At 63.6% G+C, this 23,093-nt stretch carries 19 protein-coding genes and 1 pseudogene; 9 read left to right on the forward strand and 11 right to left on the reverse strand.

Translation table 11 applies throughout. The annotated features are described in order from the left end of the window. Positions 1–67: 67 nt before the first annotated feature. Both EAV90_RS20775 and EAV90_RS20780 read left to right on the forward strand, forming a co-directional pair. The gene (locus tag EAV90_RS20775; protein ID WP_129144526.1) at positions 68–1,228 is read left to right on the forward strand and encodes an MFS transporter; all 1,161 of its coding nucleotides are present in this window, start codon (positions 68–70) and stop codon (positions 1,226–1,228) included. Positions 1,229–1,484: 256 nt separating this feature from the next. Then, entirely contained in the window at positions 1,485–4,328 is a 2,844-nt protein-coding gene (locus EAV90_RS20780) for an ATP-binding protein (protein WP_129144527.1), read from the forward strand. 168 nt (positions 4,329–4,496) lie between these two features. Here the strand turns inward: EAV90_RS20780 and msrA are convergent, their stop codons facing one another. From msrA to EAV90_RS20800, 4 genes are all read right to left on the reverse strand, one after another. Beyond that, positions 4,497–5,018 carry a peptide-methionine (S)-S-oxide reductase MsrA gene (msrA, locus tag EAV90_RS20785; protein WP_129144528.1) on the reverse strand — a complete coding sequence of 174 codons (522 nt, stop codon included), beginning with the start codon at positions 5,016–5,018 and terminating at the stop codon, positions 4,497–4,499. A gap of 137 nt (positions 5,019–5,155) precedes the next feature. Next, a complete protein-coding gene (locus EAV90_RS20790) occupies positions 5,156–5,578 on the reverse strand; it encodes an OsmC family protein (protein ID WP_129144529.1) in 423 nt (140 codons plus the stop codon). Between the two features lie 126 nt (positions 5,579–5,704). Continuing rightward, a complete protein-coding gene (locus EAV90_RS20795) occupies positions 5,705–6,394 on the reverse strand; it encodes a VOC family protein (protein WP_122402151.1) in 690 nt (229 codons plus the stop codon). A 34-nt stretch (positions 6,395–6,428) separates the two neighbouring features. After that, on the reverse strand, positions 6,429–7,097 hold the full coding sequence (locus EAV90_RS20800; RefSeq protein WP_129144544.1) for a sensor histidine kinase: 669 nt from the start codon (positions 7,095–7,097) through the stop codon (positions 6,429–6,431). Between the two features lie 326 nt (positions 7,098–7,423). Between EAV90_RS20800 and EAV90_RS20805 the strand changes: the two genes are divergently transcribed. The 3 genes from EAV90_RS20805 (at position 7,424) to EAV90_RS20815 (ending at position 12,354) form a co-directional block, all read left to right on the forward strand. Then, entirely contained in the window at positions 7,424–10,267 is a 2,844-nt protein-coding gene (locus EAV90_RS20805) for an ATP-binding protein (protein WP_129144530.1), read from the forward strand. A 118-nt stretch (positions 10,268–10,385) separates the two neighbouring features. Next, positions 10,386–11,093: a hypothetical protein gene (locus EAV90_RS20810; protein WP_122402149.1), complete on the forward strand. Its 708-nt coding sequence runs from the start codon at positions 10,386–10,388 to the stop codon at positions 11,091–11,093. A 286-nt stretch (positions 11,094–11,379) separates the two neighbouring features. Continuing rightward, positions 11,380–12,354 carry a helix-turn-helix domain-containing protein gene (locus EAV90_RS20815; RefSeq protein WP_129144531.1) on the forward strand — a complete coding sequence of 325 codons (975 nt, stop codon included), beginning with the start codon at positions 11,380–11,382 and terminating at the stop codon, positions 12,352–12,354. A gap of 52 nt (positions 12,355–12,406) precedes the next feature. Here the strand turns inward: EAV90_RS20815 and EAV90_RS20820 are convergent, their stop codons facing one another. The 4 genes from EAV90_RS20820 to EAV90_RS20835 all read right to left on the reverse strand — a co-directional run bounded on the left by EAV90_RS20820 (position 12,407) and on the right by EAV90_RS20835 (position 16,364). After that, positions 12,407–14,728, reverse strand: coding sequence for a molybdopterin guanine dinucleotide-containing S/N-oxide reductase (locus EAV90_RS20820; RefSeq protein ID WP_129144532.1), 2,322 nt, complete (start codon positions 14,726–14,728; stop codon positions 12,407–12,409). 161 nt (positions 14,729–14,889) lie between these two features. Then, entirely contained in the window at positions 14,890–15,072 is a 183-nt protein-coding gene (locus EAV90_RS20825) for a hypothetical protein (RefSeq protein WP_129144533.1), read from the reverse strand. 126 nt (positions 15,073–15,198) lie between these two features. Beyond that, positions 15,199–15,393 (reverse strand): hypothetical protein, encoded by a 195-nt coding sequence (locus EAV90_RS20830; protein WP_122406527.1) that lies wholly within the window; start codon positions 15,391–15,393, stop codon positions 15,199–15,201. 113 nt (positions 15,394–15,506) lie between these two features. Beyond that, on the reverse strand, positions 15,507–16,364 hold the full coding sequence (locus tag EAV90_RS20835) for an SDR family oxidoreductase (protein ID WP_129144534.1): 858 nt from the start codon (positions 16,362–16,364) through the stop codon (positions 15,507–15,509). Positions 16,365–16,919: 555 nt separating this feature from the next. Between EAV90_RS20835 and EAV90_RS20840 the strand changes: the two genes are divergently transcribed. Beyond that, a complete protein-coding gene (locus EAV90_RS20840) occupies positions 16,920–17,711 on the forward strand; it encodes a Crp/Fnr family transcriptional regulator (RefSeq protein WP_129144535.1) in 792 nt (263 codons plus the stop codon). 682 nt (positions 17,712–18,393) lie between these two features. Here the strand turns inward: EAV90_RS20840 and EAV90_RS40675 are convergent. Next, positions 18,394–18,735: pseudogene (locus EAV90_RS40675) on the reverse strand (hypothetical protein); the annotation flags it as partial. A 255-nt stretch (positions 18,736–18,990) separates the two neighbouring features. On the opposite strand from EAV90_RS40675, the gene EAV90_RS20850 reads away from it, so the two are divergent. Then, entirely contained in the window at positions 18,991–19,242 is a 252-nt protein-coding gene (locus EAV90_RS20850; RefSeq protein WP_122402146.1) for a hypothetical protein, read from the forward strand. 36 nt (positions 19,243–19,278) lie between these two features. Here the strand turns inward: EAV90_RS20850 and EAV90_RS20855 are convergent, their stop codons facing one another. After that, on the reverse strand, positions 19,279–19,968 hold the full coding sequence (locus EAV90_RS20855) for a LuxR C-terminal-related transcriptional regulator (protein WP_164937033.1): 690 nt from the start codon (positions 19,966–19,968) through the stop codon (positions 19,279–19,281). 967 nt (positions 19,969–20,935) lie between these two features. Here EAV90_RS20855 and EAV90_RS20860 point away from each other — a divergent pair. After that, positions 20,936–21,256, forward strand: a complete 321-nt coding sequence (locus tag EAV90_RS20860) for an H-NS histone family protein (RefSeq protein ID WP_430644737.1) — start codon at positions 20,936–20,938, stop codon at positions 21,254–21,256. Between the two features lie 59 nt (positions 21,257–21,315). Here the strand turns inward: EAV90_RS20860 and EAV90_RS20865 are convergent, their stop codons facing one another. After that, complete coding sequence (locus EAV90_RS20865) at positions 21,316–21,537, reverse strand: hypothetical protein (RefSeq protein WP_129144537.1); 222 nt, start codon at positions 21,535–21,537, stop codon at positions 21,316–21,318. Positions 21,538–22,063: 526 nt separating this feature from the next. Here EAV90_RS20865 and EAV90_RS20870 point away from each other — a divergent pair. After that, positions 22,064–22,639, forward strand: coding sequence for an acyltransferase (locus EAV90_RS20870; RefSeq protein WP_245509572.1), 576 nt, complete (start codon positions 22,064–22,066; stop codon positions 22,637–22,639). The last annotated feature ends 454 nt before the right edge of the window (positions 22,640–23,093 follow it).

A 23,093-nucleotide genomic window follows, 5' to 3' on the forward strand; every position in this document is an offset into this window, starting at 1 on the left:
ATAAAGTCGCGGCAATCCGAGGGTTCATCGGCCGCACCCGCCCCTCCCCTGCTTCCCCGGAGTACTCATGTCTTCTGCCGACCGGCCGGCGACCCGCCTTGCGACCCGGCTTGCCTTCCTCGTTGCGGGCTTCGGCATCGCGTGCTGGGCGCCGCTGGTGCCGTTCGCGAAAGCGCGGCTCGCCGTCGACGACGGAGTCCTCGGGCTGCTCCTGCTCAGCCTCGGGATCGGCTCGGTCGTCGCGATGCTGCTGACCGGCGTTCTCAGCGCGCGCTATGGCAGCAGGCCGATCATCATCGCAGGCGGGCTCGGTCTCACGCTGGTCCTGCCGCTGCTCGCGATCGCAAGCTCGCCCCTATCGCTGGCGCTGGCGCTCCTTGCGTTCGGCGCCGCGCTCGGCTCGATCGACGTCGCCATGAACATTCACGCCGTGGAAGTGGAGCGCGCCGCGGCACGCCCGCTGATGTCCGGCTTCCACGCCCTGTTCAGCATCGGCGGCTTCGCCGGATCCGCGCTGATGACGGCGCTGCTCTCGTTGCAGCTCGGTGCCCTCGCCTGCACGCTGATTTGCTCCATGCTGATGCTGATCGCGATGCTCGTGACCTGGCCGCGCCTGCTTCGCTCGGTGCAGGTGCAGGAGGGTCCACTGTTCGTGCTACCGCACGGATCGGTGCTGCTGCTTGCACTGCTCGGCGCCATCACCTTCCTGGTCGAAGGCGCAATGCTCGATTGGGGCGCGCTGCTCATGATCGGCGCCGGTCTCGTCACCGAGGCGCAAGGCGGAGCCGGCTACATCGTATTCTCGATCGCGATGACGATAGGCCGGCTCGGCGGCGACGCGATCGTTGCGCGTATCGGGGATCGCGCGACATTGCTCTGGGGCAGCCTGATAGCGATCGCGGGTTTCGTGGTCCTGCTCACAGCGCCCATTGCAGCGATCGCCATCGGCGGATTCCTGCTGATCGGGCTCGGCGCGTCAAATCTCGTGCCGGTGCTGTTTCGGCGGGCGGCACGGCAAACGGTGATGCCCACCGGGCTTGCGGTCGCGGCGATCACGACCGCGGGCTACGCAGGGGTCCTGATCGGCCCTGCCGGCGTAGGCTTCGTCGCACATCTTGGCGGATTGCCGATGGCGTTTTGGCTGCTGGCCGCATTGATGGGTCTCGTCACACTGTCGGCGTGGATCGTCACAGCGAAGCAGCGCCAGATATCGCACGTCGATGCGTGAGCAGCCTTGCGGCGAATTTACGGACGGAAGGGCGAGGAGCCGCAATGGTCCCATGCGGGCGCGCGAGTGGAGGCCACCGTCCTGGCATGCCGACCCAAACCCTTCTTTCACAGGCACTATTTTGGCAGGCCGAAGCAAGCCCAATCCATCTGCGCCGGTCTGTCTGCCATGCGGCTTTCTGCCAGTTTACTGGACGCGTCGTTCTGCTAGACCACAACGACATATCTTTTGACTCCCGTCGAGGGGGCAATGGCACGTGCCAGCTCAAAGTAATCACGACTCGCAGATTTCATTCGGGCCATTTCGGCTGTTTCCAAAGTCCCGGCTCCTGGAGAAGGAGGGGGCGCCGCTTCATATCGGCGGCCGCGCGCTCGATATTCTTATCTTGCTTGCCGAGCGCCCCGGTGAGGTCATCGACAAGAGGGAGCTGGTCAAGCGTATCTGGGCCGACGTGAATGTCGACGAGGGCAGTCTACGCTTCCACGTCGCAGCGCTGCGCAAGGCGCTCGGCGATACCGGCAAATCGGCTCGTTACGTCCTCAATGTGCCCGGCCGCGGCTATTGCTTTGTCGCGCCGTTCGCTCAAGCGGCTCCGCCGGTCCCCTCAACCTCAGTCGAAATCGTCACGCCTCGCTCCCTGCCTGCTCAGCTCGCAAAGATGATCGGACGAGAGGAGGTCATCGAGAAGATTTCGACCGGATTGACGCTGCATCGCTTCATGACGGTGGTCGGCCCGGGCGGCATCGGCAAGACGGCCGTCGCCGTCACGGTCGGGCATCGCCGCTCCGCGGATTTCGGCGGGCGCGTCTTCTTCGTCGACTTCGGTCCGCTGCGGGATGCCGGTCACGTCACGACCACCATCGCCTCGGTCCTCGGACTGACCGTCAGCGCGGAGGATCCGACGCCGGCCATTCTGACATTTCTGAGGAGCGGACCGGCCCTGCTGATCTTCGACAGCTGCGAGCATGTGCTGGACGCGCTGGCTCCGCTCGTCGAGCGCATCGTTCGCGAAGCGCCGCAGCTTCGCGTTCTCGCGACCAGCCGCGAGTCGTTCCGCAGCGAGGGCGAGCGGATCTTGCGGCTGTTTCCGCTGGATTGTCCGCCGGAGCGCGAGGGCCTCGATGTCGCCGAGGTCCTCGCCTACCCCGCAGCTCAGCTGTTCGTCGAGCGCATCGCGCAGAGCTCGGGTCCGTTCCAGCTCAGCGCTGAAGAAGCGCCGCTGGTCGCGAGCATCTGCCGGCGCCTCGACGGCATTGCGCTGGCGATCGAGCTCGCGGCGGGCCGTGTCAATGCATACGGCATCGCCGGCACGGCCTCCCTGCTCGACAGCCGCTTTTCGTTGCAATGGCGGGGACGGCGCACGGCCGTGCCGCGGCACCAGACGCTCGCCGCGGCTCTGGACTGGAGCTACGATCTCCTGCCTCCTGCGGAAAGCGCCACCTTGCGGCGACTGTCGGTGTTCGCAGGTCCATTCGCGCCGGAGGCGGCCGCCGCTGTGGCATCCGGCGAGGGTCTCAGCACCTCGGAGACGTTGGAGGCGATCGACAGCCTGGTCAGCAAATCGCTGATCTCGCCATCCGGTTCGCGGACGCTGCGCTATCGCCTGCTCGACACCACGCGCACCTACGCGCTCGGGAAGCTGAACGAGCTCGGTGAACTCAGGCAGTTCGCGCGGCGCCATGCCGAGCATTTTCGAGATTTTTTCGAGCAGGCGGAGGCCGATACATCGACACCGCTGCCCGAATGGCTGAGCATCTATGCGGGCGAGCTGGATAATGTGCGCGCGGCGCTGGATTGGGCCTTCGCACCCGACGGCGATACAAGGCTCGGCATCGCGCTCACGGCGGCCGCGGTCACGCTGTGGGTGCGCCTCTCGTTGTTCGCCGAATGCCGCGAACGCACCAGAACGGCGCTTGCAGCGCTCGGAGACACCGAAGGCGACGATCGCATCCGCATGCAGCTGCTGTCGGCGCTCGGCTGGTCACTGATGTATGGCGAGGGCCGCGCGCGCGAGGCGCGCCCGATCCTGGAGACGACGCTCGAGCTTGCCGACAGGCTCGACGACAAGGATTTCCGGCTGCGCGCGCTGTGGGGCCTGTGCATCGACCAGTTCAACAACGGGCAATTCGGCAAGGCCCGCGCATTCGCCGATCGTTTTGCGAGCGCGGCGGCGAACTCCCCTGATAAGACCGACCTCATGCTGGGCGACCGGCTGATGGCCGTCGCGCTGCACTATCTCGGCAACCAGAACGACGCCCGGCGGCGCATCGACCGGGTCAACGCATCGCTGCACGTGCTGGTGGGGAGGCCGAAGATCTTCCCGCTCGATCTCAGGATCTCCACGCAATATTTCCGCGCGCGCATCCTGTGGCTGCAGGGTCTCGCCGACCAGGCCCAGGCGCTGGCGGCAAGAAACATCGAGGAGGGCCGGGCCAACGGCCACGCCCTGACCTTCTGCAGCGTGCTGGGGCAGGCTGCCTGCCCGATCGCCTTCTGGGCCGGCGATCTCGACACCGCGGAACGCCACGGCAGCGAGCTGCTCGAGCACACCGAGCGGCACGCGATCCGACTGTGGGGACTGTGGGCACGCGCCTTCAATGCGGCGGTCATCGCCAGGCGCGGCGACGTCGCGACCGGCCTGCCGCTGCTGCGCGAAGAACTCAATCGTGCCGGCGATGCGCGCTACCTGCCGCGCTTTCTTCCGCTCCTCGGCGAGCTTGCGGCCTGCTTTGGCGAGGCCGACCAGGTCGACCGCGGCCTCGACGTGATCGAGGACGTCCTGACCCGCTGCCACGATCGCCAGGAGCTCTGGTATCTGCCGGAGCTGACCCGCATCAAGGGAGAGTTGATGCTCAGGAGCGCGCGGCATTGCGAGGACGCCGAGGCACGCTTTCGCGAGGCCATGGAGATTGCCGGCCAGCAGGGCGCGCGCTTCTGGGAGTTGCGCTGCGCGATCAGCCTCGCGCGGCTCAAGATGGGGGCCGGCCAGAACACGGACGCTCTGACCGTTCTGGAGAATGTCTCGGGGTCGTTCAGGGAGGGCGCAGAGATCGCGGATATGCGCACTGCACACGAACTGATGGCGCAACTGCGCACCTGACGCCGCGCGCAGACCGCGCGATCTGGAGCGGGATGAGTTTGGTTGAATGAGTGCGCGCTCGGGGCTCGGTTCACCTCTCCCATGGGGAGAGGTCTGAGCGCGTCGAAGACGCGATCCGGGTGAGCCCCTCGGGGAGTGAGCCACGCACAGACCGGCGAATCAATTTCATCATGCTCTACCCGCCACCGCTGCCGCGCGCCGCGGCAGCTTCCAGCCGGGCCGGATGAAGTGGCAGGTGTAGCCGTCGGGATAGCGCTCGAGATAATCCTGATGCTCGGGCTCGGCTTCCCAGAACTCGCCCGCAGGCGCGACCTCGGTGACCACCTTGCCCGGCCACAGGCCGGACGCCTCGACGTCGGCGATGGTGTCTTCGGCAATCCGTTTCTGCTCCTCGCTCGTGTAGAAGATCGCCGAACGGTAGCTCGTGCCGATATCATTGCCCTGGCGATTGAGCGTGGTCGGGTCGTGGATCTGGAAGAAGAACTCCAGCATGGTCCGGAAGCTGGTCTTCGCCGGATTGAAGATGATCTCGATCGCTTCGGCATGGCCTTCGTGATTGCGGTAGGTGGCGTTCTTGACGTGTCCACCGGTGTAGCCGACGCGGGTGGAGATCACGCCCGGCTGCTTGCGGATGAGATCCTGCATGCCCCAGAAGCAGCCTCCGGCCAAAACTGCGCGTTCTGTCGTCATCTGTCCGCTCCCAATGATCGTTCTGCCCATTCTGCAGCCATCGCATCATATAGGCTTTCGGCTGCCCGGCCGAAAGCCACGCATTGCACGTGCGTCCATCCGGTTCCTGTGAGCGGATGGACCCAAAGCGATCACCTCTAAATCAGCTTGGCGTCGAGTGTGATCGCGGCGTTGAGTACCTTCGAAACCGGACAGTTCTTCTCGGCCTCGCCGGCGAAGCGGGCGAAGCCGGCGTCGTCGAGATTCGGCACTTTCGCCCGCAGGGTCAGCGCGGATTTGCTGATCTTGAATCCCTTGCCTTCGGGCTCGAGCGTGACGGCTGCTTCCGTCGAGAGCTCATCCGGCGTGAATCCTGCCATCTGAAGGCCGAAGGCCAACGCCATGGTGAAGCAGCCGGCGTGCGCCGCCGCGATCAACTCCTCGGGATTGGTCCCCTTCTCGTTCTCGAAGCGCGTCTTGAACGAATAGGGCGTCTGCGCGAGCACGCCGGATTCGCTCGAGAGATGACCGGTCCCATCGCGACCGGTGCCTTTCCAGACTGCCGTTGCCTTGCGGATCATCTCAATTCTCCTTTTGAATTCAGCACCGGCCCACCGTACCGGTGGAAGGCGGCATCGGCGTGACCGCCTGTCGCCGGCGCGCGACGACCATATCGTCGCGCGGCGTTGGCCAGGGATGCAGCTGCGTCAAGTTGGCAGCTCCTGGCCGGCCTGCTCGCGGACGATATAGTCGGCGTACCAATCCGGCCAGTTCTCGTCGTGTCCGCCGGTCCGCGTCTCGTGCTCGCCATGCGCGATCGCGGCACGGCGCAGCGCCGCCGCCAGATCGGTCGCCGACGCGAATGTCGCGCCGTCGCCGGCGATGCGCCCGGGCAGCCGGGTCGTGACCTCCTGGAACAGCCAACCATTGCCGTCGGGGTCGCTGAACGATGCGAATGAGCTGTAGCTGCCGCGTTTCGGGTCGATACCGCCGGCCCGAACGCTGCCGAACAGATACGGCTCGTCGGGGCCGGCATGAAGGTCGCCGGCACCGTGGAATGGCGCGCTGACCTCGATGCCGCGGTCGAGCAGGTCCTGCCGGGCCGCTTCCAGATCGGAGACGATCAGGTACAGGCCTCGCGCCGAGCCGGGCGCTGCGGCGGTCACGTTCCTGCCGAAGATCACCGAGCAGGCCGAGCCGGGCGGCGTGAACTGGATCACGCGCCAGTCGTCGCCCGAGGCGAAATCGGCGTCCAGCCGCCAGCCAAGGCGCGCGTAGAACGCCTTGGCACGATCGACGTCGGATACGGGGATCACGACAACCTCGAGCTTCATATCGATGCTGCGCGATGCCGAGGGCCCGATTCCGGTTTCGCGTTCGGTTTCGATTGTCGTCATGGCGAACTCCCGTGGTGTGAGTTGAGGCTGTCCTTCATGCAATGGCCGGCATCACGATGGTCACGCGCGTGCCGCCCTGGCCCACCTCGCCGTGCAACCGCGCATCGATGCTGCGTGCGATCCCTTCGAGGATACGGCTGCCGGTGCCCTGAAGCGGACCGGTTGCACCAACGCCGTTGTCCGCGACCGTGCAGATCCAGGCGCCGTCGCGGCTCGTCAATTCGATGCGGATCAGCGCACCGCTCTTGTTGGGGAAGGCGTGCTTTGCCGCGTTCGTGACCAGCTCCGTCAGCATCAGCGCGAGGCGATGACATTGCGCAGCCGGCAGCCTGCCGCTCTCGATCGCGGCTTCACAGCGAATCCCTGCCGGCTCCAGCACCGCTTCGGAGAGGGCCCCGCATAGATTTTCGAAGAACGGCTCCACGGCGACCGCCGATGGATCGTGGCTGTCCGACAGGAGCTGATAGAGCCTGCCGAAGGCGACGATGCGCCGCTCGAGCCGGTCCACCGCCAGCGACATGTCCCGTGTAGCCGCGCACGTGAAGTCGCGGCGGACCGACGCACCCAGCATCGTCAGCGTGTTCTTCATGCGGTGGTGGGACTCCCGCAGCACGAGCTCCCAATCATGCGACTGATCATCGATACTGGCAACGAACTGAAGTCGAGCCACATGGTCGTTCGGCCGAGCGCCGATACCGGACATCATAGCCTCCCCGTTGGAATAGATTGAACTCGAAGGCCATACTGGATGCGGCGCGCGCGTTTTGCCCGTTAGACGTTGCGAGATTCTGTTATGATCGGCAGCATCCGCAATCTCGCGGCGGACGACCCGCGCCTCGACGGTCAGGCACGCTGACGGATTGTCGCGGTCGCCTGTAGACCGCTCGCGTTTAAACCAAATTTGCGGCGGGCTTGCCGGCGCGCGCGGGCGTCGCCACGCGATTTCGCCACTTTCGGCCAGTTTACTGAAGGTCTTGATCTGGTAGATCAAACTGCAGACTTCAGCTCGTTCACTGGAATCATTGGCCCGTGCCGGACACTAGCGAGCAGGATTCGGTCATTGCCTTCGGGCCGTTCCGCTTGTTCGCGAGATCGCGACTGCTCGAGAAGGACGGTGCCCCGCTTCACCTCGGCGGCCGTGCGCTCGACATCCTGATTTTTCTCGCCGAGCGCGCCGGAGAGGTCGTTGACAAGCGGGAGCTGATCAAGCGCATCTGGGCCGACGTGAACGTCGACGAAGGCAGCCTGCGCTTCCACATCACGGCGCTGCGCAAGGCTTTGGGCGATGCCGGCGAAGGCTCCCGCTACGTCGTCAACGTCCCGGGACGCGGCTATTGTTTCGCGGCTCCGCTGCTCCGGCCTGCCGCATCGGAGAGCCGGAGCAGCCCGCCCGCCGCTTCGCCACCCTCCCTGCCTTTGCCGCTCGCGAAGATGATCGGCCGGGACGGTGCGGTCGAGAGGATTTCCACTGAACTTGCCGAACATCGCTTCGTCACGATCGTCGGCCCCGGCGGGATCGGAAAGACGTCGGTCGCGCTCGCCGTCGCGCAGGGCGAGCTCGCGGCGTTCGACGGCCAGGTGTGTTTCGTCGATTTCGGCGCGCTGACCGATGCCCGGCTCGTCCCCGGGACGATTGCAGCCGCGCTGGGCCAGACCGTCAATTCCGAGGACCCGATACCAGGCCTGCTGACGGTCCTGCGCAGCCGGCGCATGCTGCTGGTGTTCGACAGCTGCGAGCACATACTCGACGAACTCGCTCCTCTGGCCGAGCGCCTCGTCCGCGAGGCGCCGCAACTGCATATTTTGGCCACCAGCCGCGAATCCTTTCGCGCCGAAGGTGAGCGCGTCCATCGGCTGTTTCCGCTGGACTGCCCACCGGAGCGCGAAGGCCTCGGCATCGCCGACATCCTTGCCTATCCGGCAAGCCAGCTCTTCGTGGAACGCATTGCCGAAACTTTGAGCGAATTCGAGCTTCGCGAAGAGGATGCCCCGCTCGTCGCCGAGATCTGCCGGCGGCTGGATGGCATTGCGCTCGCGATCGAACTCGCGGCCGGACGCGTCAACGCCTATGGCATTGCCGGGACCGCCTCGCTGCTGGACAGCCGCTTCTCGCTGCTGTGGCGGGGGCGGCGCACCGCGATTCCGCGGCACCAGACCTTGAGCGCGGCGCTGGCCTGGAGTTACGACCTGCTGCCGCCGGCCGAAAGCGCGACGCTGCGCGGCTTGTCGGTGTTCGTCGGGCCATTCACGCTGGAGGCCGCGTTGGCCGTCGCGTCCAGCCAGGGAATCAGCGCGCCCGAAGCGGTCGAGGCGATCTCGAACCTGCTCTCCAAATCCCTGATTGCGACCTCGCCGGCGGAGCGGCGGCTGCGCTATCGCCTGCTCGATACCACCCGCGCTTTCGTTGCGGACAAGCTCGTCGAGAACGGGGAAGCGGACCGCGTCGCGCGCGCCCACGCCGAATATTTCCGCGACTTCCTGCATGACATCGCGCTCAAATCCACGGGCATGCAAGGCGCTGGCGGCTTCCTTCCCTATGCCGACCATTTGCCGAATGTCAGGGCCGCGCTGACCTTCAGCTTTTCGGAGCGCGGCGATCGGACTGTCGGCGTGGACCTGGCAGCCTCGGCGGCGCAGTTCTTCCTGGAATTGACCTTGCTGACGGAATGCTGCCGCTGGACCCAGCAAGCGCTGGCGTCACTCGATACGAGCGCCGTGGACAGCCGGAAGGAGATGACCTTGCAGGCCGCGCTCGGCGTCTCCTTGATGTTCACGCAGGGCAATACCGAAGCGGTCCGGTCGGCGTTCACGCGCGGTCTCCAGCTGGCCCGGGAACTCGAGGACCTGCACTGGCAGCTCTGGCTGCTGCGCGGATTGCACATCTATCTGACCAGGGTCGGAGATTTTCACGGGGCGCTCGGGACCGGCGAACAGGGCGAGAGCGTCGCGCGAAAGCTGAACGATCCCGCCGCCACGCTGAACGTCGAATGGATGCTTGGCGTCGCGCATCATTTGATCGGCAACCAGGACAAGGCGGTTCGGTTCTGCGAGAGCGCGATGGTGCACAATCCCGACTCGCAACGGTTGAACATCGGCCATCTCGGGTATGACGACCGCATCGTCGCGCTGGTGGCGCTGGCGCGGGGACTCTGGCTCACCGGCCGGCCCGAGCGGGCGATCGAGGCGGCGAAATACACGGTTCGCGAGGCTGAGCTGCTCGAACAGCCGCTCACCCTCGGCATCTCCCTGATCTGGACGATCCACGTGTTTCTCTGGGTCGGCGACTGGGACAACGCCGAACTTCTGATCGAGCGGCTGATCGATCATTCGGCGCGGCACTTCCTCGGCCCCTATCACGCGGTCGGCATCGGCCAGAAGGGCGAGCTCCTGCTGCGCCGTGGTGACGTTGCCGGGGGCATCGAGCACCTTCGCCGCAGTCGGGCCACGTTATACGCGACACGGCACCGGATCATGACGACCGTATTTGCGACGGCGCTCGCGGAGGGTCTCCTTTCCCAGAATCAGCCCGATGAGGCCTTGCAGACCATCAACGAGGCGATTGCCGAGATTCCCGGTCACGGGGAGTCCTTTGACATGCCGGAGATGCTGAGGGTCAAGGGCGACATCCTCGTATGGGCAGGCCATCTCGCGGAGGCCGAGAACGTCCTGCGGCAATCGCTCGATCTGTCGCAGCGACAAAGCGCGGTCGGCTGGGAGCTCCGCGGCGCGATCAGCCTTGGCCGCATCTGGCGCCAGGCCGGAAAAGCCGGCGACGCACGCGACCTGCTCGCTCCACTCGTCGCGCGCTACCAAGAGGGGCTCCAGACGCGCGATCTGATTGCTGCAAGGGAGCTGCTGGGTACCCTGAATTGACAGCATCTTCAACGGGATGCCGCCTAGGTGCGCGCTCGCAACTCCTAACAACTTCTAACACGCCAAGCCGCATACGCCCCGCCATGGTGGCCGCACTTCATGGTGGACGTGGCGGAATATGGCGCTTCTTGACGATGTAATCGATGCCAGCGGCGGCTTGGCCCGCTGGAACAGCTTGGACCGGTTTACGCTCCACCTGTCCGTCGGCGGATCGCTGTTCTCCAGCGCCGGACACGCCCGGGAATTCAAGGACGTGACCGCAGAAGGCTCGACCCGCACGCAGTCGCTCCGTTTCACCGGCATCACCGGAGGCGAACATTCCGGCTCCTTTCAACCCGACGCGATCACGATCGAGGGCCTGGACGGCGAAGTCCTGCGGACCTGGCGCAACCCGAGCCTCGCGTTCCCCGAGATCGGCTTGCCCGCGCTTGCGGACGAACTCCACCTCGTCTTCTTCTGCGGCGTCGCGATCTGGAACTATCTGACCAACCCATTCCTGCTCGCCCATCCCGATGTCGTGGTGGAGGAGCTGCCGCCCTGGCGTGAGGGCGCCGAAACGTGGCGGCGGCTGCGGGCGCAATTCCCCTCGGACCTGATCACGCTCGCACCCGAACAGATCTTCTATTTCGACGAGAGCGCCCTGCAACGGCGGACGGACCACGATCTCTTCGGGATCAAGGTCGCACACCACTCCTGGGCTCATGACAGCTTCGGCGGCATCGTTGTGCCGACACTTCGACGCGCGCAAACGCTGCAGCCTGACGGAAGCGTGATCGCCAAGCCCGTCTTGATGGATGTCGAGATCTTCGACGCCGTCTTCGAGTAGGGACGAGGACCCGCGAAAACGGCAGCCACGGCCCCTCAACGCCTAGCAATACTACCGAACCAGCAGACGGCCTCGCTGCACACTCGCGCGCAACGAACGACGCTTGCTCGAATCAGAGCGTCTGCGACGAGTTGCCGCACCCGATGCACGCGCACAAAATCTAACAGATCCTAATCACCACTAACGGGCGTCCTGGCCAGCTCACGTCTATCCTCTCAGCATGGAGAGCATTCGGTTTGCGCGTTTGCCGGTCGCTGCAAACGGCAGCGAATCCCGAGGACCAACGATGTCGAGCAACTTGCACGCGGCGCACGCCTGGATTGATTTTCCGGTTACCTCGCGGGATCATGAGATTCACGCAACTCAGGCGATTTCCAGGGAGAGCCAATGGCGTCGGATCGACCGCACGCCGGAGCAGGCGAGTGAGGGCATCACGATCTCGCGATGGGATGATCCGCGGAGCACCTCGTCGCACGAGACGACCACGCCGGAGGATCGCTATTTCGTCGGCATTGCCCTGAAGACCACGCGCGCGAAGCTGACACGGAACGGCCGGATCATCTTCGAAGGCACCATGCCCGCGGGGTCGCTGTATGTCACGGCGCCGTCGCAGCCTCTCGGCGCACAATTCCAGTCGCCGTCCGCCTTCCTTCACGTCCACATCTCCACGGATCATCTTCCGGCCCATGCCGACGGACTGAATGACCTCGTGCTGTTGCGCGATCCGCTCGCTGCGGAGCTCGCCAAGGCGCTGATCGAACATGGTGACGCCGCGGACCTGCAGTTCACCCGCTGCATCGGCCAGACCCTGGCGATGCATCTCACCCGCATCGAGCTGCCGCGCGTCAAGGTCAATGCCTTGCCGAAATGGCGGCTGCGGCGCGTCGAGCAGTACATCGCCGAACATTTCGACCGCTGCATCAGCCTCTCCGAGCTCGCCAATGTCGCCGGCCTGTCCAGGATGCACTTTGCTGCACAATTCCGCGCTGCGACCGGCTACCGTCCGCGCGAATATCTCCTCACGCAGCGGGTCGAGCATGCGAAGGCGCTGCTCGCGACCACCGAGCGGCCATTGGCGGAGATCGCGCTTGTCGTCGGCTTCAGCACGCAGGCGCATTTTTCCACCGTCTTCAAGCGCATCAGCGGTCAATCTCCGGCGCGCTGGCGCCTCGCCAACGCCGGCGAACGGCTCGAGGCCGAAGCGCGGCCGAAGCGGCGCGCGCTTCCGGAGCGCGATTGGATCGCCAGCGCAGCCGCGTAGCTGTGGGGCGAGCGCCGCCCCACACGCTCGATCCGGGCTGCGCTGAAAAGCCCTACACCGGATCGAACGCGCGGATCGGCGGCAGATTGCCGGTGAACTTCTCCACCTCGACCGTCGTCAACTGGCCGGTGCAGCCCTGCGCCAGGGATGAGGTGCCAACGTCGCGGGTAAGCACGTTCGGATTGCCGTGAACGCAGAGCGGCGCCTCCTCTTCGGGATCCATCGGATCGTACCAGGCGCCGGTCGGAAGCTGCACCACGCCCGGCGCGATGCCGTCGGTGACGTGGATCGCCGCCAGGCACGCGCCGCGCTCGTTGAACAGGCGAATGATGTCACCGTCCTTGATGCCACGCGCGTTCGCATCAGCCGGATTCATGCGCGCGACCTCGCGGCCGCGATGCTTCGAGCTAAGCGAATGTCCGCCGAAATCGAGCTGGCTGTGCAGGCGCGTCACCGGCTGGTTGGCGACGAGGAAGCACGGGGCCCCCGGCCTGGGCATGTCGGTCTTCTCCAGCCAGACCGGATGACCGGGACAATCCGCATCGCCGTGAGCCGCGATCTTAGCCGAGAAGATCTCGATCCGCCCGCTCGGCGTCGGCAGGGCGTGATTGACGGGATCCTCGCGGAAGCGTCGCAGCCGGCCGCCATCGTCCGCCTGTTGCGGCACGACCAGGCTGCCGCGCGCCCAGAACTCGTCGAAGCTCGGCGCCTCGAGGCCACGCTTGGCAAGCGAGGCGCGGGTCGGCTCGTAGAGATGCTTCAGCCACTCTCGCGACGTGCGCCCTTCAGTGAACGGTTCGCGCGCTCCGAGCCGTTCGGCGAGATCGGCGAAGATGTCGTAATCGTCACGCGCGAGCCCGAATGGCTCGGCAATCTGGTGCATCGCGACCATCAGGGGATCGTTGGTGGAATAGCCGATGTCCTCCCGCTCCAGCGTCATCGTGGAGGGCAGCACGATGTCCGCGTGACGGGCAGTAGCCGTCCAGGCGAGCTCGTGCACGACCAGCGTGTCAACTTGCGCGAATGCCTTGCGCAGGCGGTTGATGTCCTGGTGGTGATGGAAGGGATTGCCGCCCGCCCAGTAGACCAGACGAATGTCGGGATAGGTACGCGTCTCGCCGTTATAGCGATACGTGCTGCCGGGCTTGAGCAGCATGTCGGCGATGCGCGCCACCGGGATGAAATCGGCAACACCGTTGCGGCCTTGGCCCAGCGTCGGGCCCGGCACGTCGTTGACACGGCGTCCGTAATAGCCGATCGCCCCCAACGAATAGGCGTAGCCGCCGCCGGGAAGACCGATCTGGCCGAGCGCCGCCGCGAGCACCATGCCCATCCACACCGGCTGCTCGCCATGCTCGGCGCGCTGAAGCGAATGGGAGACGGTGATGAGCGCGCGCTTTCCGGCAAGGCGCCGCGCCAGCTTGCGGATCACATCCGCCCCGACGCCGCAGATTGCTGCGGCCCATTCGGCGTGCTTGGCTTGCCCGTCGCTCTCGCCGGTGAGATAGCGCAGGAAGACCGGCCAGCCCTCGGTGTAGCGGTCGAGGAAGGCCTGGTCGTGCAGGCCTTCGCTGACCAGCGTATGGACGATGCCAAGCATCAACGCAGTATCGGTGCCGGGGACGCAGGTCATCCATTCGGCGCCCGCCTCGACCGGCAGATCATCGCGCAGCGGGCTGACCAGGATGAACTCGCAGCCGCGCCGGTGCGCGGCTGCCATTGCGCCACGCTCGACATGCTTGCTGATCGAGCCGCCGGCCACCATGGAGTTCTTCAGCGCCATGCCGCCGAACGCCAGCACGATCTCGCTCTCAGCCGCGATCTGCTCCCAAGTGACGTTGCGCTTGGTGATGTCTTCGTAGCCTGCCAGAATCTGTGGCAGCAGCACCGAGGAAGCGCCCGAGGAATAGGTGTTGACCGAGCGCACATAGCCGCCCATCGCGATGTTGAGGAAGCGGTGCACCTGGCTCTGGGCGTGATGGAAGCGGCCGGCACTCGACCAGCCATAGGAGCCGCCGAACACAGCACCCGGCCCGCGCGTGTCACGGATGCGGGTCAGCTCGTCACCAAGAAGATCGAGCGCCTTCTCCCAGCTGACGGAGACGAACTCGTCGCGGCCGCGGCGATCATCGGGGCCCGGCCCGCGCTCGAGCCAGCCGCGGCGAACCGCCGGCTGGGCGATGCGCGCCTGGTGGCGGAGCGCGCCGGGAAAATTGTCGATGATGCCGTTCGGATCGGGATCACCCGCATAGGCCCTGACCTCGAGCCCAGCCGCGCCCTGACGCGCGGAGAACACGCCCCAATGCGAGGTGTGCGGCCTGAAGCCGTCCGACAGGTCGAGACCGGGGTCGGGAAAGCCAATCGTATCGTCCATCATCTGATCCTTGTTCCGCTCCAGCCTGCAAATCGGGGTGTAATATACCGATCCGCTCCGGACGTCGTCGAGATCAGCGTTGACGGAAACGCTTGCCTGCCCCGCGCAAAGCCAGCCTCAGGGCCACCGGACATCAAGCGTCGCAAGAACCTGCACCTCAATCATCCGCGTGCGCAGCAATCGACCAGCAGCTCCCAGATCCGCTGCGCCTCTTCCCTCTTGTTGGTCTCCGGCACCTTCTCCGCGCTTGACTGATCACACGCAGCGATGGCGGGTGTTTCGCGAGGCACGATCCACCGCTCCGAGATCGGGTCGTACCATTCTCCGATATTCATCTCAGTCACGTCAGTCGGCTCACAAATTTGATCACGATTGGGCGATGCGCGTACTGCAGCCTCATTGGGCCGTTCGGCAGCGCCGGCAGACGATTCACCAATCAGGAGCTCGCGCGATCGTTCCCGCCGGCTGCGTCATCCCGGTCGAGCCGGATGCAGCGTGCGCGGATGCCGCTCGTGCAGCAACCGCGCGAGCTCCTCACGCTCCGTCGCGCGTCCCTTCATGGCGGTCTCGAACAGCGCTTCCTGAATGTCGCGAGGCATGTCGCCCCATACCTCCATCGCGGCACGTCCGAGCAGACCCGCAAGATGATCCACTCCATTGCTCATTCGGCTCTCCTGATCTGCATGGGAATGGAACAGCCGCGGCCGCACCGCGTTCCACTGCCATCGCGACGCCACCACCACGGTCCTCATCTCGGCGGCTGATAAGGAACACCCGATCACATGAACGGTTTGCCACCGGTGACGGGCAGCGTTGCCCCCGAGGTGTAGCTCGAAAGCGGATCGGCCAGCATGACATAGGCCGTCGCCAGCTCGGCCGGCTGGCCGGCGCGGTGCATCGGCACCTGCTTGCCGAAGTTCTTGACGGATTCCTCCGGCATGGTCGACGGGATCAGCGGCGTCCAGATCGGACCGGGGGCAACTGCGTTGACCCGAATGCCCTTGCCGGCCAACATCTGGGCGAGCCCACCCGTAAAATTCTGAATGGCTCCCTTGGTCGTGGCGTACGCCAGCAGGATCGGGTTCGGCATGTCGGAGTTCACCGAGGCCGTGTTGATGATCGCAGCTCCCGGCCGCATGTGGGGCACGGCGGCCTTGGTCAGATAGAACATGGCGTGGATGTTGGTCTCGAACGTCCGCTGCCACTCTTGGTCGCTGATATCGGCGATGTCCTTGAACGTGGCCTGATGGGCCGCGTTGTTGACGAGGATGTCGATGCCGCCGAGCTCCTCGACGGTGCGACGCACGATGGCGCGGCAGTGCTCGGGATTGGCGATATCGCCGGGGATCAGGACGGCCTTGCGTCCCTCCCGCTCCACCAGCGCCTTGACCTCGGCCGCATCCTCGTCCTCGTTCAAATAGGAGATGGCGATATCAGCCCCTTCACGCGCATAGGCGATCGCCACTGCGCGGCCGATGCCGCTGTCGCCGCCCGTGATGATCGCCTTCTTTCCCGCCAGACGCCCGGCGCCTTTGTAGCTCTCCTCGCCATGATCCGGCCGAGGCTGCATCGCCCGCGTCGAGCCGGGCATCGGTTGCCGCTGCGCAGGATAAGGTGGCTTCGGATAGTCGATCATGGAGAACCTCCCGGCATTTGCTGCGCTAACGGAGCGCCGCCGAAAGTGTTCCTTACGACGCATCTGCACGTCTTTGGCGCTCAGGAAATCCTGCTGCTCCAGCGTGTTCAGGACATCCGGGTCCTTCTCCCAGCCGAAACGGCAATTCCCCATGGCGAGCTTGCGAAGGCCCGCCTGATCCCAACGGGCGGAGATGTGAGAGGCACCCCGCCGAAACGCATCAGAGCGCGTTTGCAGTCCGCACCTTGCGCTTCAGTAATCGCGACCGAAGAGCTTGTCCGGAGAGCGGTCCCTGGACGCTCTTCAGCCCTCGCGCGGCCTGCTCGCGACAACGTTGATGCGATCGGTCGCCATGCCCGCGGCGGTCCTGCCGCGCGCCAGCGGGAGCCGGAGGCCGCCGCAGCGTGCGGTTGTCGCGGCCCGGCATGCTCACCCATTGATCACGGGAACCATATCTGGGGTGGCCAGTTGGCTTGCTGTTGAGCTGTGATTCTGCAGAGCAGCTCGACACCGGCATGCGTTCGAGTGCCGGGCATCCGTCGGGGGGCCAATCCCATGATGGACCACGCGACCAGAGTTGGTAACCGATTGTTAGCAGCGTTGCCGCCAGCAGATTTTGCTTTGCTTGCACCTCATCTGCGGAAAGTCGTGATCGAACGCGATTCAGTGCTCGTCCGATCGGGCGATCGGATCGAGCATCTTCTCTTCCCCCTCACCGGCGCGATCGCCAGTATCATGGAGCTGCCGAACGGACAGACGGTCGCCACGGCGATCATCGGCCGTGAGGGGGCTGTGGGTCTGACGTCAGCGCTTGGCACATCCCACTCGCCGTCGACGGCGGTCGTTCGCATATCCGGGGCCGCGCTGCAGATCTCGCCCGCGCGATTCCTGGCAGCCCAACATCGCAGCACCCAAATCGCATCCATGGTGCAGGTCTTCACGAGATCGTTGTTGATGCAACTTCAGCACGTGGCGGCCTGCAATGCACTACATTCCGTCGAAGCCCGCCTAGCATGCTGGCTGCTTCACATTCACGATCGAGCAAATGGCAGCGATCTCCTCCCGCTGACCCAGGAAACATTGTCGGAATTGCTCGGCGTCCGCCGCACCACCGTCACTCACGTCGTGAGCACAATGCGCGCATCACGAGCGCTGAAATCCAATCGACGCGGCCAGCTTGAGATTGATCGGCCGCGGCTCGAGGCCGTGGCATGCGAGTGCTACAAGGTCATGAGCCGCAGAATCGATCGGATCGTCTCGCACGGCGCGGTCGGGCTCGTTCATGGGGCTCCTCCGCGGAGCGCCTCCCGCTCGGCTGGCAGCCGAATAGCCGGGACAGGCTCGTAGAGCAGGTTCGCTTTCGCGAACTCGTCATCCATTCGTGTTGGGATGCTCGTTACGACAGCCCCGACTTATGGCAAGCAAGCAGCACGGGCATGAGCTCTGCCGGTGCGAAGCTGGAACGGCCGCTCGCAGGTCCGAACTCGGCTTTGGCGACTGCCCGCCTTGCGCAGCTTGCGTTGACGGCTCTCTTCTCGACCTACCCGCTCTCTGAGCTTCTCAAGCTCCACGAGCTGGGTGACCAGCGCGTCGAGACGCTCTTGAAGCACAGCCGCAGGATTCTCCGCTCGAACGCGGGTATTCATGACGCGCCTCCTGATCGAGGTCTTTGGGAGAAAGTCGCCTACTCTCGAGAGACGGGAAAACTATGCAATCCTCGGACGATCGCACTAACATTTGGCATGTTGCGTCCACAAAAGCGTTGCGGCGGTGCGTCAAGGGGGCGCTCGGCTGACGTTCAGGTGTCGAGCGAATGGTCTTGCCAAGCGGTACCGCGGCCCACAGACTGCGCATGGATCGAGGAAGGCTCCTATCGGCTGGTTTCGGTTGCGCTCGAAATCCGAGTGCTAGCTCCGGGGCAATCGGCCTTGCGCTTCTCCTCATTCTCTTCGTCCGCGCAATCGAGCCCACCATCTGCGCTTGGAATTCCAGCGCCGCCGCCGGTTGCGAAAGGCCCTTTGGCACTGCCTCCGCCACCAGCAGACCCGCCGCTACCGCCGGAGCCGCCGCCGGATGCTCCTCCGGGGCGAGATGATCCTGCGGAGAGACTGCCAGGTGCTCCCCCACCCCCCGATGACCCGCCGCTGGAGCTCCCCGGCCCGGCCGCGGACGACCGATCGTTGTCGAAGAACGACCGACCTCTGTCGTCCTGCTTCACGCCGTGCAGGCCGCCAGAACCTGCAATGGCCGTTGAGGTCAGGGAAGTGGATAGAAGCAGGGTCATCACTGGGGGGGTCACAGCCGCAAATCTTCCGCAGGTTCTCAAGAAAGCCCGCCGATCGTCGTCTTCGTTGCCGTCCCGGGTCACGATACGCTCTCCTCGATTTAAAATTTTATTTACAGTATTATATATTAAATGTCCATTCAACCAAAAATTTTCTCTGCCGCCCTAGGGTTGTTTAACGTGCACCGCCGGCAGATCGCCGGCATTTTCCCTGCTCGCGCCGCGACTTCCTGGCACCCTCCTGCCGCTCGCGCGCTGTTTCGAGTTGCGCTCTCGATTTAATTATGGTTAATTTTCATTTAACGGGGTCGAGTGCAAAATCAGCTATAATGGATTGTTGCGATGCCACTACAATTCCATCGGTCCGTCCGGGACATGGAGATCTGGAGCGCGACCAGCGAAGGGTTCTCGTTCGTGATCAGTTTCGAAAGCCCCACAGGTCCAGGCTTTCACGGACGCTCCGGCTATCTGGCGAGTTGGCGTCCGCTCCACAAAAACCAGGCCGCAATCAAGATTGGCGGCTCGCCCTTTCGCACGTTAGCCGAGGCTGAAGGGGCCTGCCGCGACATGGCTGAGCATCTGGCGCCACAATAGCCCCGCATACGCTCCGAAAGACGCCAGACGTTCTCATCATTTCGCGCTGGTCGGATCCTGATGCAACAGATCAGGGGAATCCAGCCCGTGTGGCGCGGCATGCAGCTCGTTTCGCGAAATGGCCAACGCCGCGAGAACCGTACGATTGCTGATGTCGAGCTTCTGGAAGATATGATGCAGGTGGACCTTGATCGTACCATCGGCAAGATTCAACCGACGCCCAATCTCCTTGTTCGATAGCCCCTCCGACACGAGCCGCATGATCTGCCGCTCCCGGTCCGTCAGTTGTGTCAGGGGCTTCTCATCGGCGCGGGACTCCTCGTTGGCCTGCCCGTTGCTCGGCGAGGCCGCAGCTTGGCCCTGGGCGGCCTTCCGCAGGGTTGCGACCAGCATCTCGGCATCCGAATCCTTCGAGAGGACGACGCAGGCGCCGTCCAGAGCCAGCCTCTGCAACTCACCATCGGCCGCGATACCGGCGAAGAAGACCACCGCGGGAGCTGGCCCTGCAGCCTTTGCAACAGCGAGAATCTGCTGCCAGCCGGCATCGGGCAGGGCAGCATCGACTAGCGCGACGTCCGGCACTAGAAATCGGATTGCCTCAATGCAGCTTGCAGCATCGCTGCAAGACGCAGCGATCGCAAAATCACGCTGCGTCGCAAGAACGCTCCTGATCCCTTGCAAGACGATCGGGTGTCGATCCGCGATGACAATTCTGATGCGGCGCATGCTTCCCCTGCCTATTGCTGACAACCCCTCGTGCAGCCGTTTAATCCAGCAATCTCCTTCAACCGCGAGGATAACCACTCCGCTCGGCCCCGACTCGCACCGTCTCAAGTGTCGGACCGCCGGGCAGCGTTCGATGGCTGCGCCACGCTAACTTGAGCAGCAAATATGCGCAGCACCGTAAGAATGCGGTGCTCCACAGAATTCAAGACTGCAGAACCTCGACGGAAACAGCGTCTCTTTCGGCAACGCCTGATAGATTCGATCGGCACATTCTCTCGGAGAATGTGAGCGACGGCACGGCTTGGCCGCCTTGGTTATTATGGTCAACATCCAATTAACTTCGTTGGTGCGGTTATTACGAAGGATATATTGGGACATTCACGATTCAAATCTAACATTCGACGAAGTTTCGGCGAAGGCGAGGCCATTCGACAGCCTCGCCTTTGAAAGGGAGGGAAAAGTAATACTATTCACCAACTGAAACTGCGTAACCAACCACGGAAATGGCTGCATCTGATCGCAGCCCGTGTAGCACCGATGACGACCGATCACCCAAGTTGGAGCTGCATCTTCGTCAATTCAGCAACTTCAATGAGCGGTTACGGGGAGCATCGTGGGCAATGAGTAGGTGGTCCCATGTATTCTTCAGCTGTTTTGCGTCAAACTCATCAGGCTCTTATCGTTCAATTCACCGAATTGCAGAACCTACGTAATCGCGTGTCGAAGGCCGAGCAGCGATTGCTTGCGCCGATGCGACGAGCCCACGGGCGGAGGGCGCGTGGGAAGCGACCGCTCGCTCGGAGGCACGGACCCAGCCGATAACTCAAACCGCCACGTGGCACGCTGGCGCAGCCGCGCGAGCGGATCGCGCTTGCCGGACCCTGGTTTGACCTGATAATCCCCCCTCCTGTTTGGGTTTCGGAGGTAGTTGGGGACGGCTTCCATGGGGAATGAGGACTGGGTATCTATGACCACAGCCGAGCTGTGGCGACTCTACGATGAGGTCACGGCTGTTCTTGGTCGCAGGATGACCGCGGAAAAAGCCAAGCTCGAAGAGCGGCTTCGCAGGATTGAGGGGACCGCCGCTCCGACCCAGAACGAGGAACGTCCTCGCCGCCCCTACCCCCCAGTGCTGCCGAAATACCAGAACCCGAAGAATCCATCCGAAACTTGGTCCGGTCGCGGTAAGCAGCCCCGATGGCTGAAAGCTCAGCTTCGAGCCGGCAAGAAGCTGAACGACCTCCTGATCGATCGCTCGTCCGGACAAAGGCGCCGCCGGACCGGATGAGCCCCGGCCCCGCTGCGGCGGCCTATATAGCCGCACGGCCGCTCGTTGGACCGCAGAACTTAGCGATCGCGGTCCTCTTTTTTCCCGTTACTGCCGTCATCGCCGCCATTGCCAAAGCCGTTGTTGCCATGCACAATGCGACCGGCTGAACCGGCGATCGCGGCCGAAGTCAGGGAGGTCGAGAGCAACAGCGTCACAGTCGGAGGGGTAACGGCGGCAAATCTGCCGCAGTTCTTCAGGAATTCGCGACGATCGTCGCCTTCTGCGTCGAGATGGGTCATCGGCTCGTCCTGCTCCAATCCAGCCCATCTTCAAAATAGACCACTATTATCGCACCTCAAGTTAAATATGTTAATTCAACCATTTTCATTGCCACCTTTGCATCGGTCCACGCCACTAGCGTTGCGTTTGCGAAAAGCACGTGCGCCCAAATTCCCTGCGAACAGGGAATTCTACAGGGAAATCCCCATGTCGCGGCTATTTGGCCAAGGGAATGTACGAAAACGCATGCGAATCCAATCTGTTGCGGCACTGGATGCGCAAATCCATAACAGGGAAATTTCTGATATGGTCAGAGAGCGGGCGCACGCGGAACCGGGAAACCGATGCCGGCTAGCGGCCGAGCGTTCTTTCGGTTAATGAAGGCGGTCCGGGACTGGAAAAAAGCGATACTTAAATAATTGAAATCCCCAAAAATAACTCTAGTTTTGAATCGGCGGTTCGCCCGGGCAGTAACTCATTTCCATTCCGCGAAAGCCGTCGTTCTAGATGGACGCCGTCGGTGCGAGTCAATTCACGACGACGCAAATGGGCTTTCTGATGCATTCAAAGCTCGATCCCAGCATATCTGATCACAATTTGGACCAATGGCTCGCCTTCGCGCGCGAGTTCTTGCGGGCCCTGGCAGTTCGCAAGAGGAAGCAGTTCGATCGGAGGGTGTCGATCGGAGACCTTCTCACCGAGCGCGACGATAACGCGGCAGCATATGGCTTTGGAGAGGGCACCACGATGTACGACAACGTGCTCGTTCTCGGGCGTGTCAAGGTCGGACGAAATACCTGGATTGGACCGGGATGTATTCTGGATGGTTCAGGTGGAGATTTGCAGATCGGGGATTGGTGCTCCATCTCTGCTGGCGTTCAGATCTACACGCATCACACTGTAAACCGCTCAATTTCGCTCGGCCGAGATCCCATCGATTACGCGCCCACCTGGATCGGCAATGGAGTCTATATTGGCCCGAATTCGGTGATTCAGATGGGTACAACCGTCGGCGACCGCGCCATTATAGGCGCGAACTCGTTCGTCAATAGGGATATTCCCGCGGGTGCCAAGGCGTTTGGCTGTCCAGCGCGAGTTCAGCTTGCGTCTAAAGCCACATAATGCAAGCCGCATCAGGTATGCTCTAGCGGTCGAACTCGAAGGTGCCGCCGTAGGCCTCAGGCAAGATCTCATTAGAGATCACAGTGATCATACAAGACTTCGCCGGAAAACCGAAGAAACGAGAGACTTTCCGCATTTCGGCATAGAAGCCCGTTAGCCCGAATAACGGCACAGTCGAGCGTGCTACGGTTTTGGCCAACCGCGGCCAGAACAACGCAATGCTCGCCCGGGTGCTTTCGCACCCTCATGCGTTGCGCTAATTTCCGAAGAACGCTCGGGGCCAAATGTGCAGGTGTTCGAATCCCATGTCGCGCACCAGGTTTTTGCTGTCCGGCCCGGAGACATGGGTAACGAAACGTACCTAAGAGATGGGTGACAACCTCGTGCCGATCGGGTTGTCGCGGGGTTTCAAAGTCATCTGCTCCAAGTTCGCTTAGTTGAGGCCGATGGCCTG

The sequence above is a fragment of the Bradyrhizobium vignae genome (assembly GCF_004114425.1).
Taxonomy (GTDB): Bacteria; Pseudomonadota; Alphaproteobacteria; order Rhizobiales; family Xanthobacteraceae; genus Bradyrhizobium; species Bradyrhizobium vignae.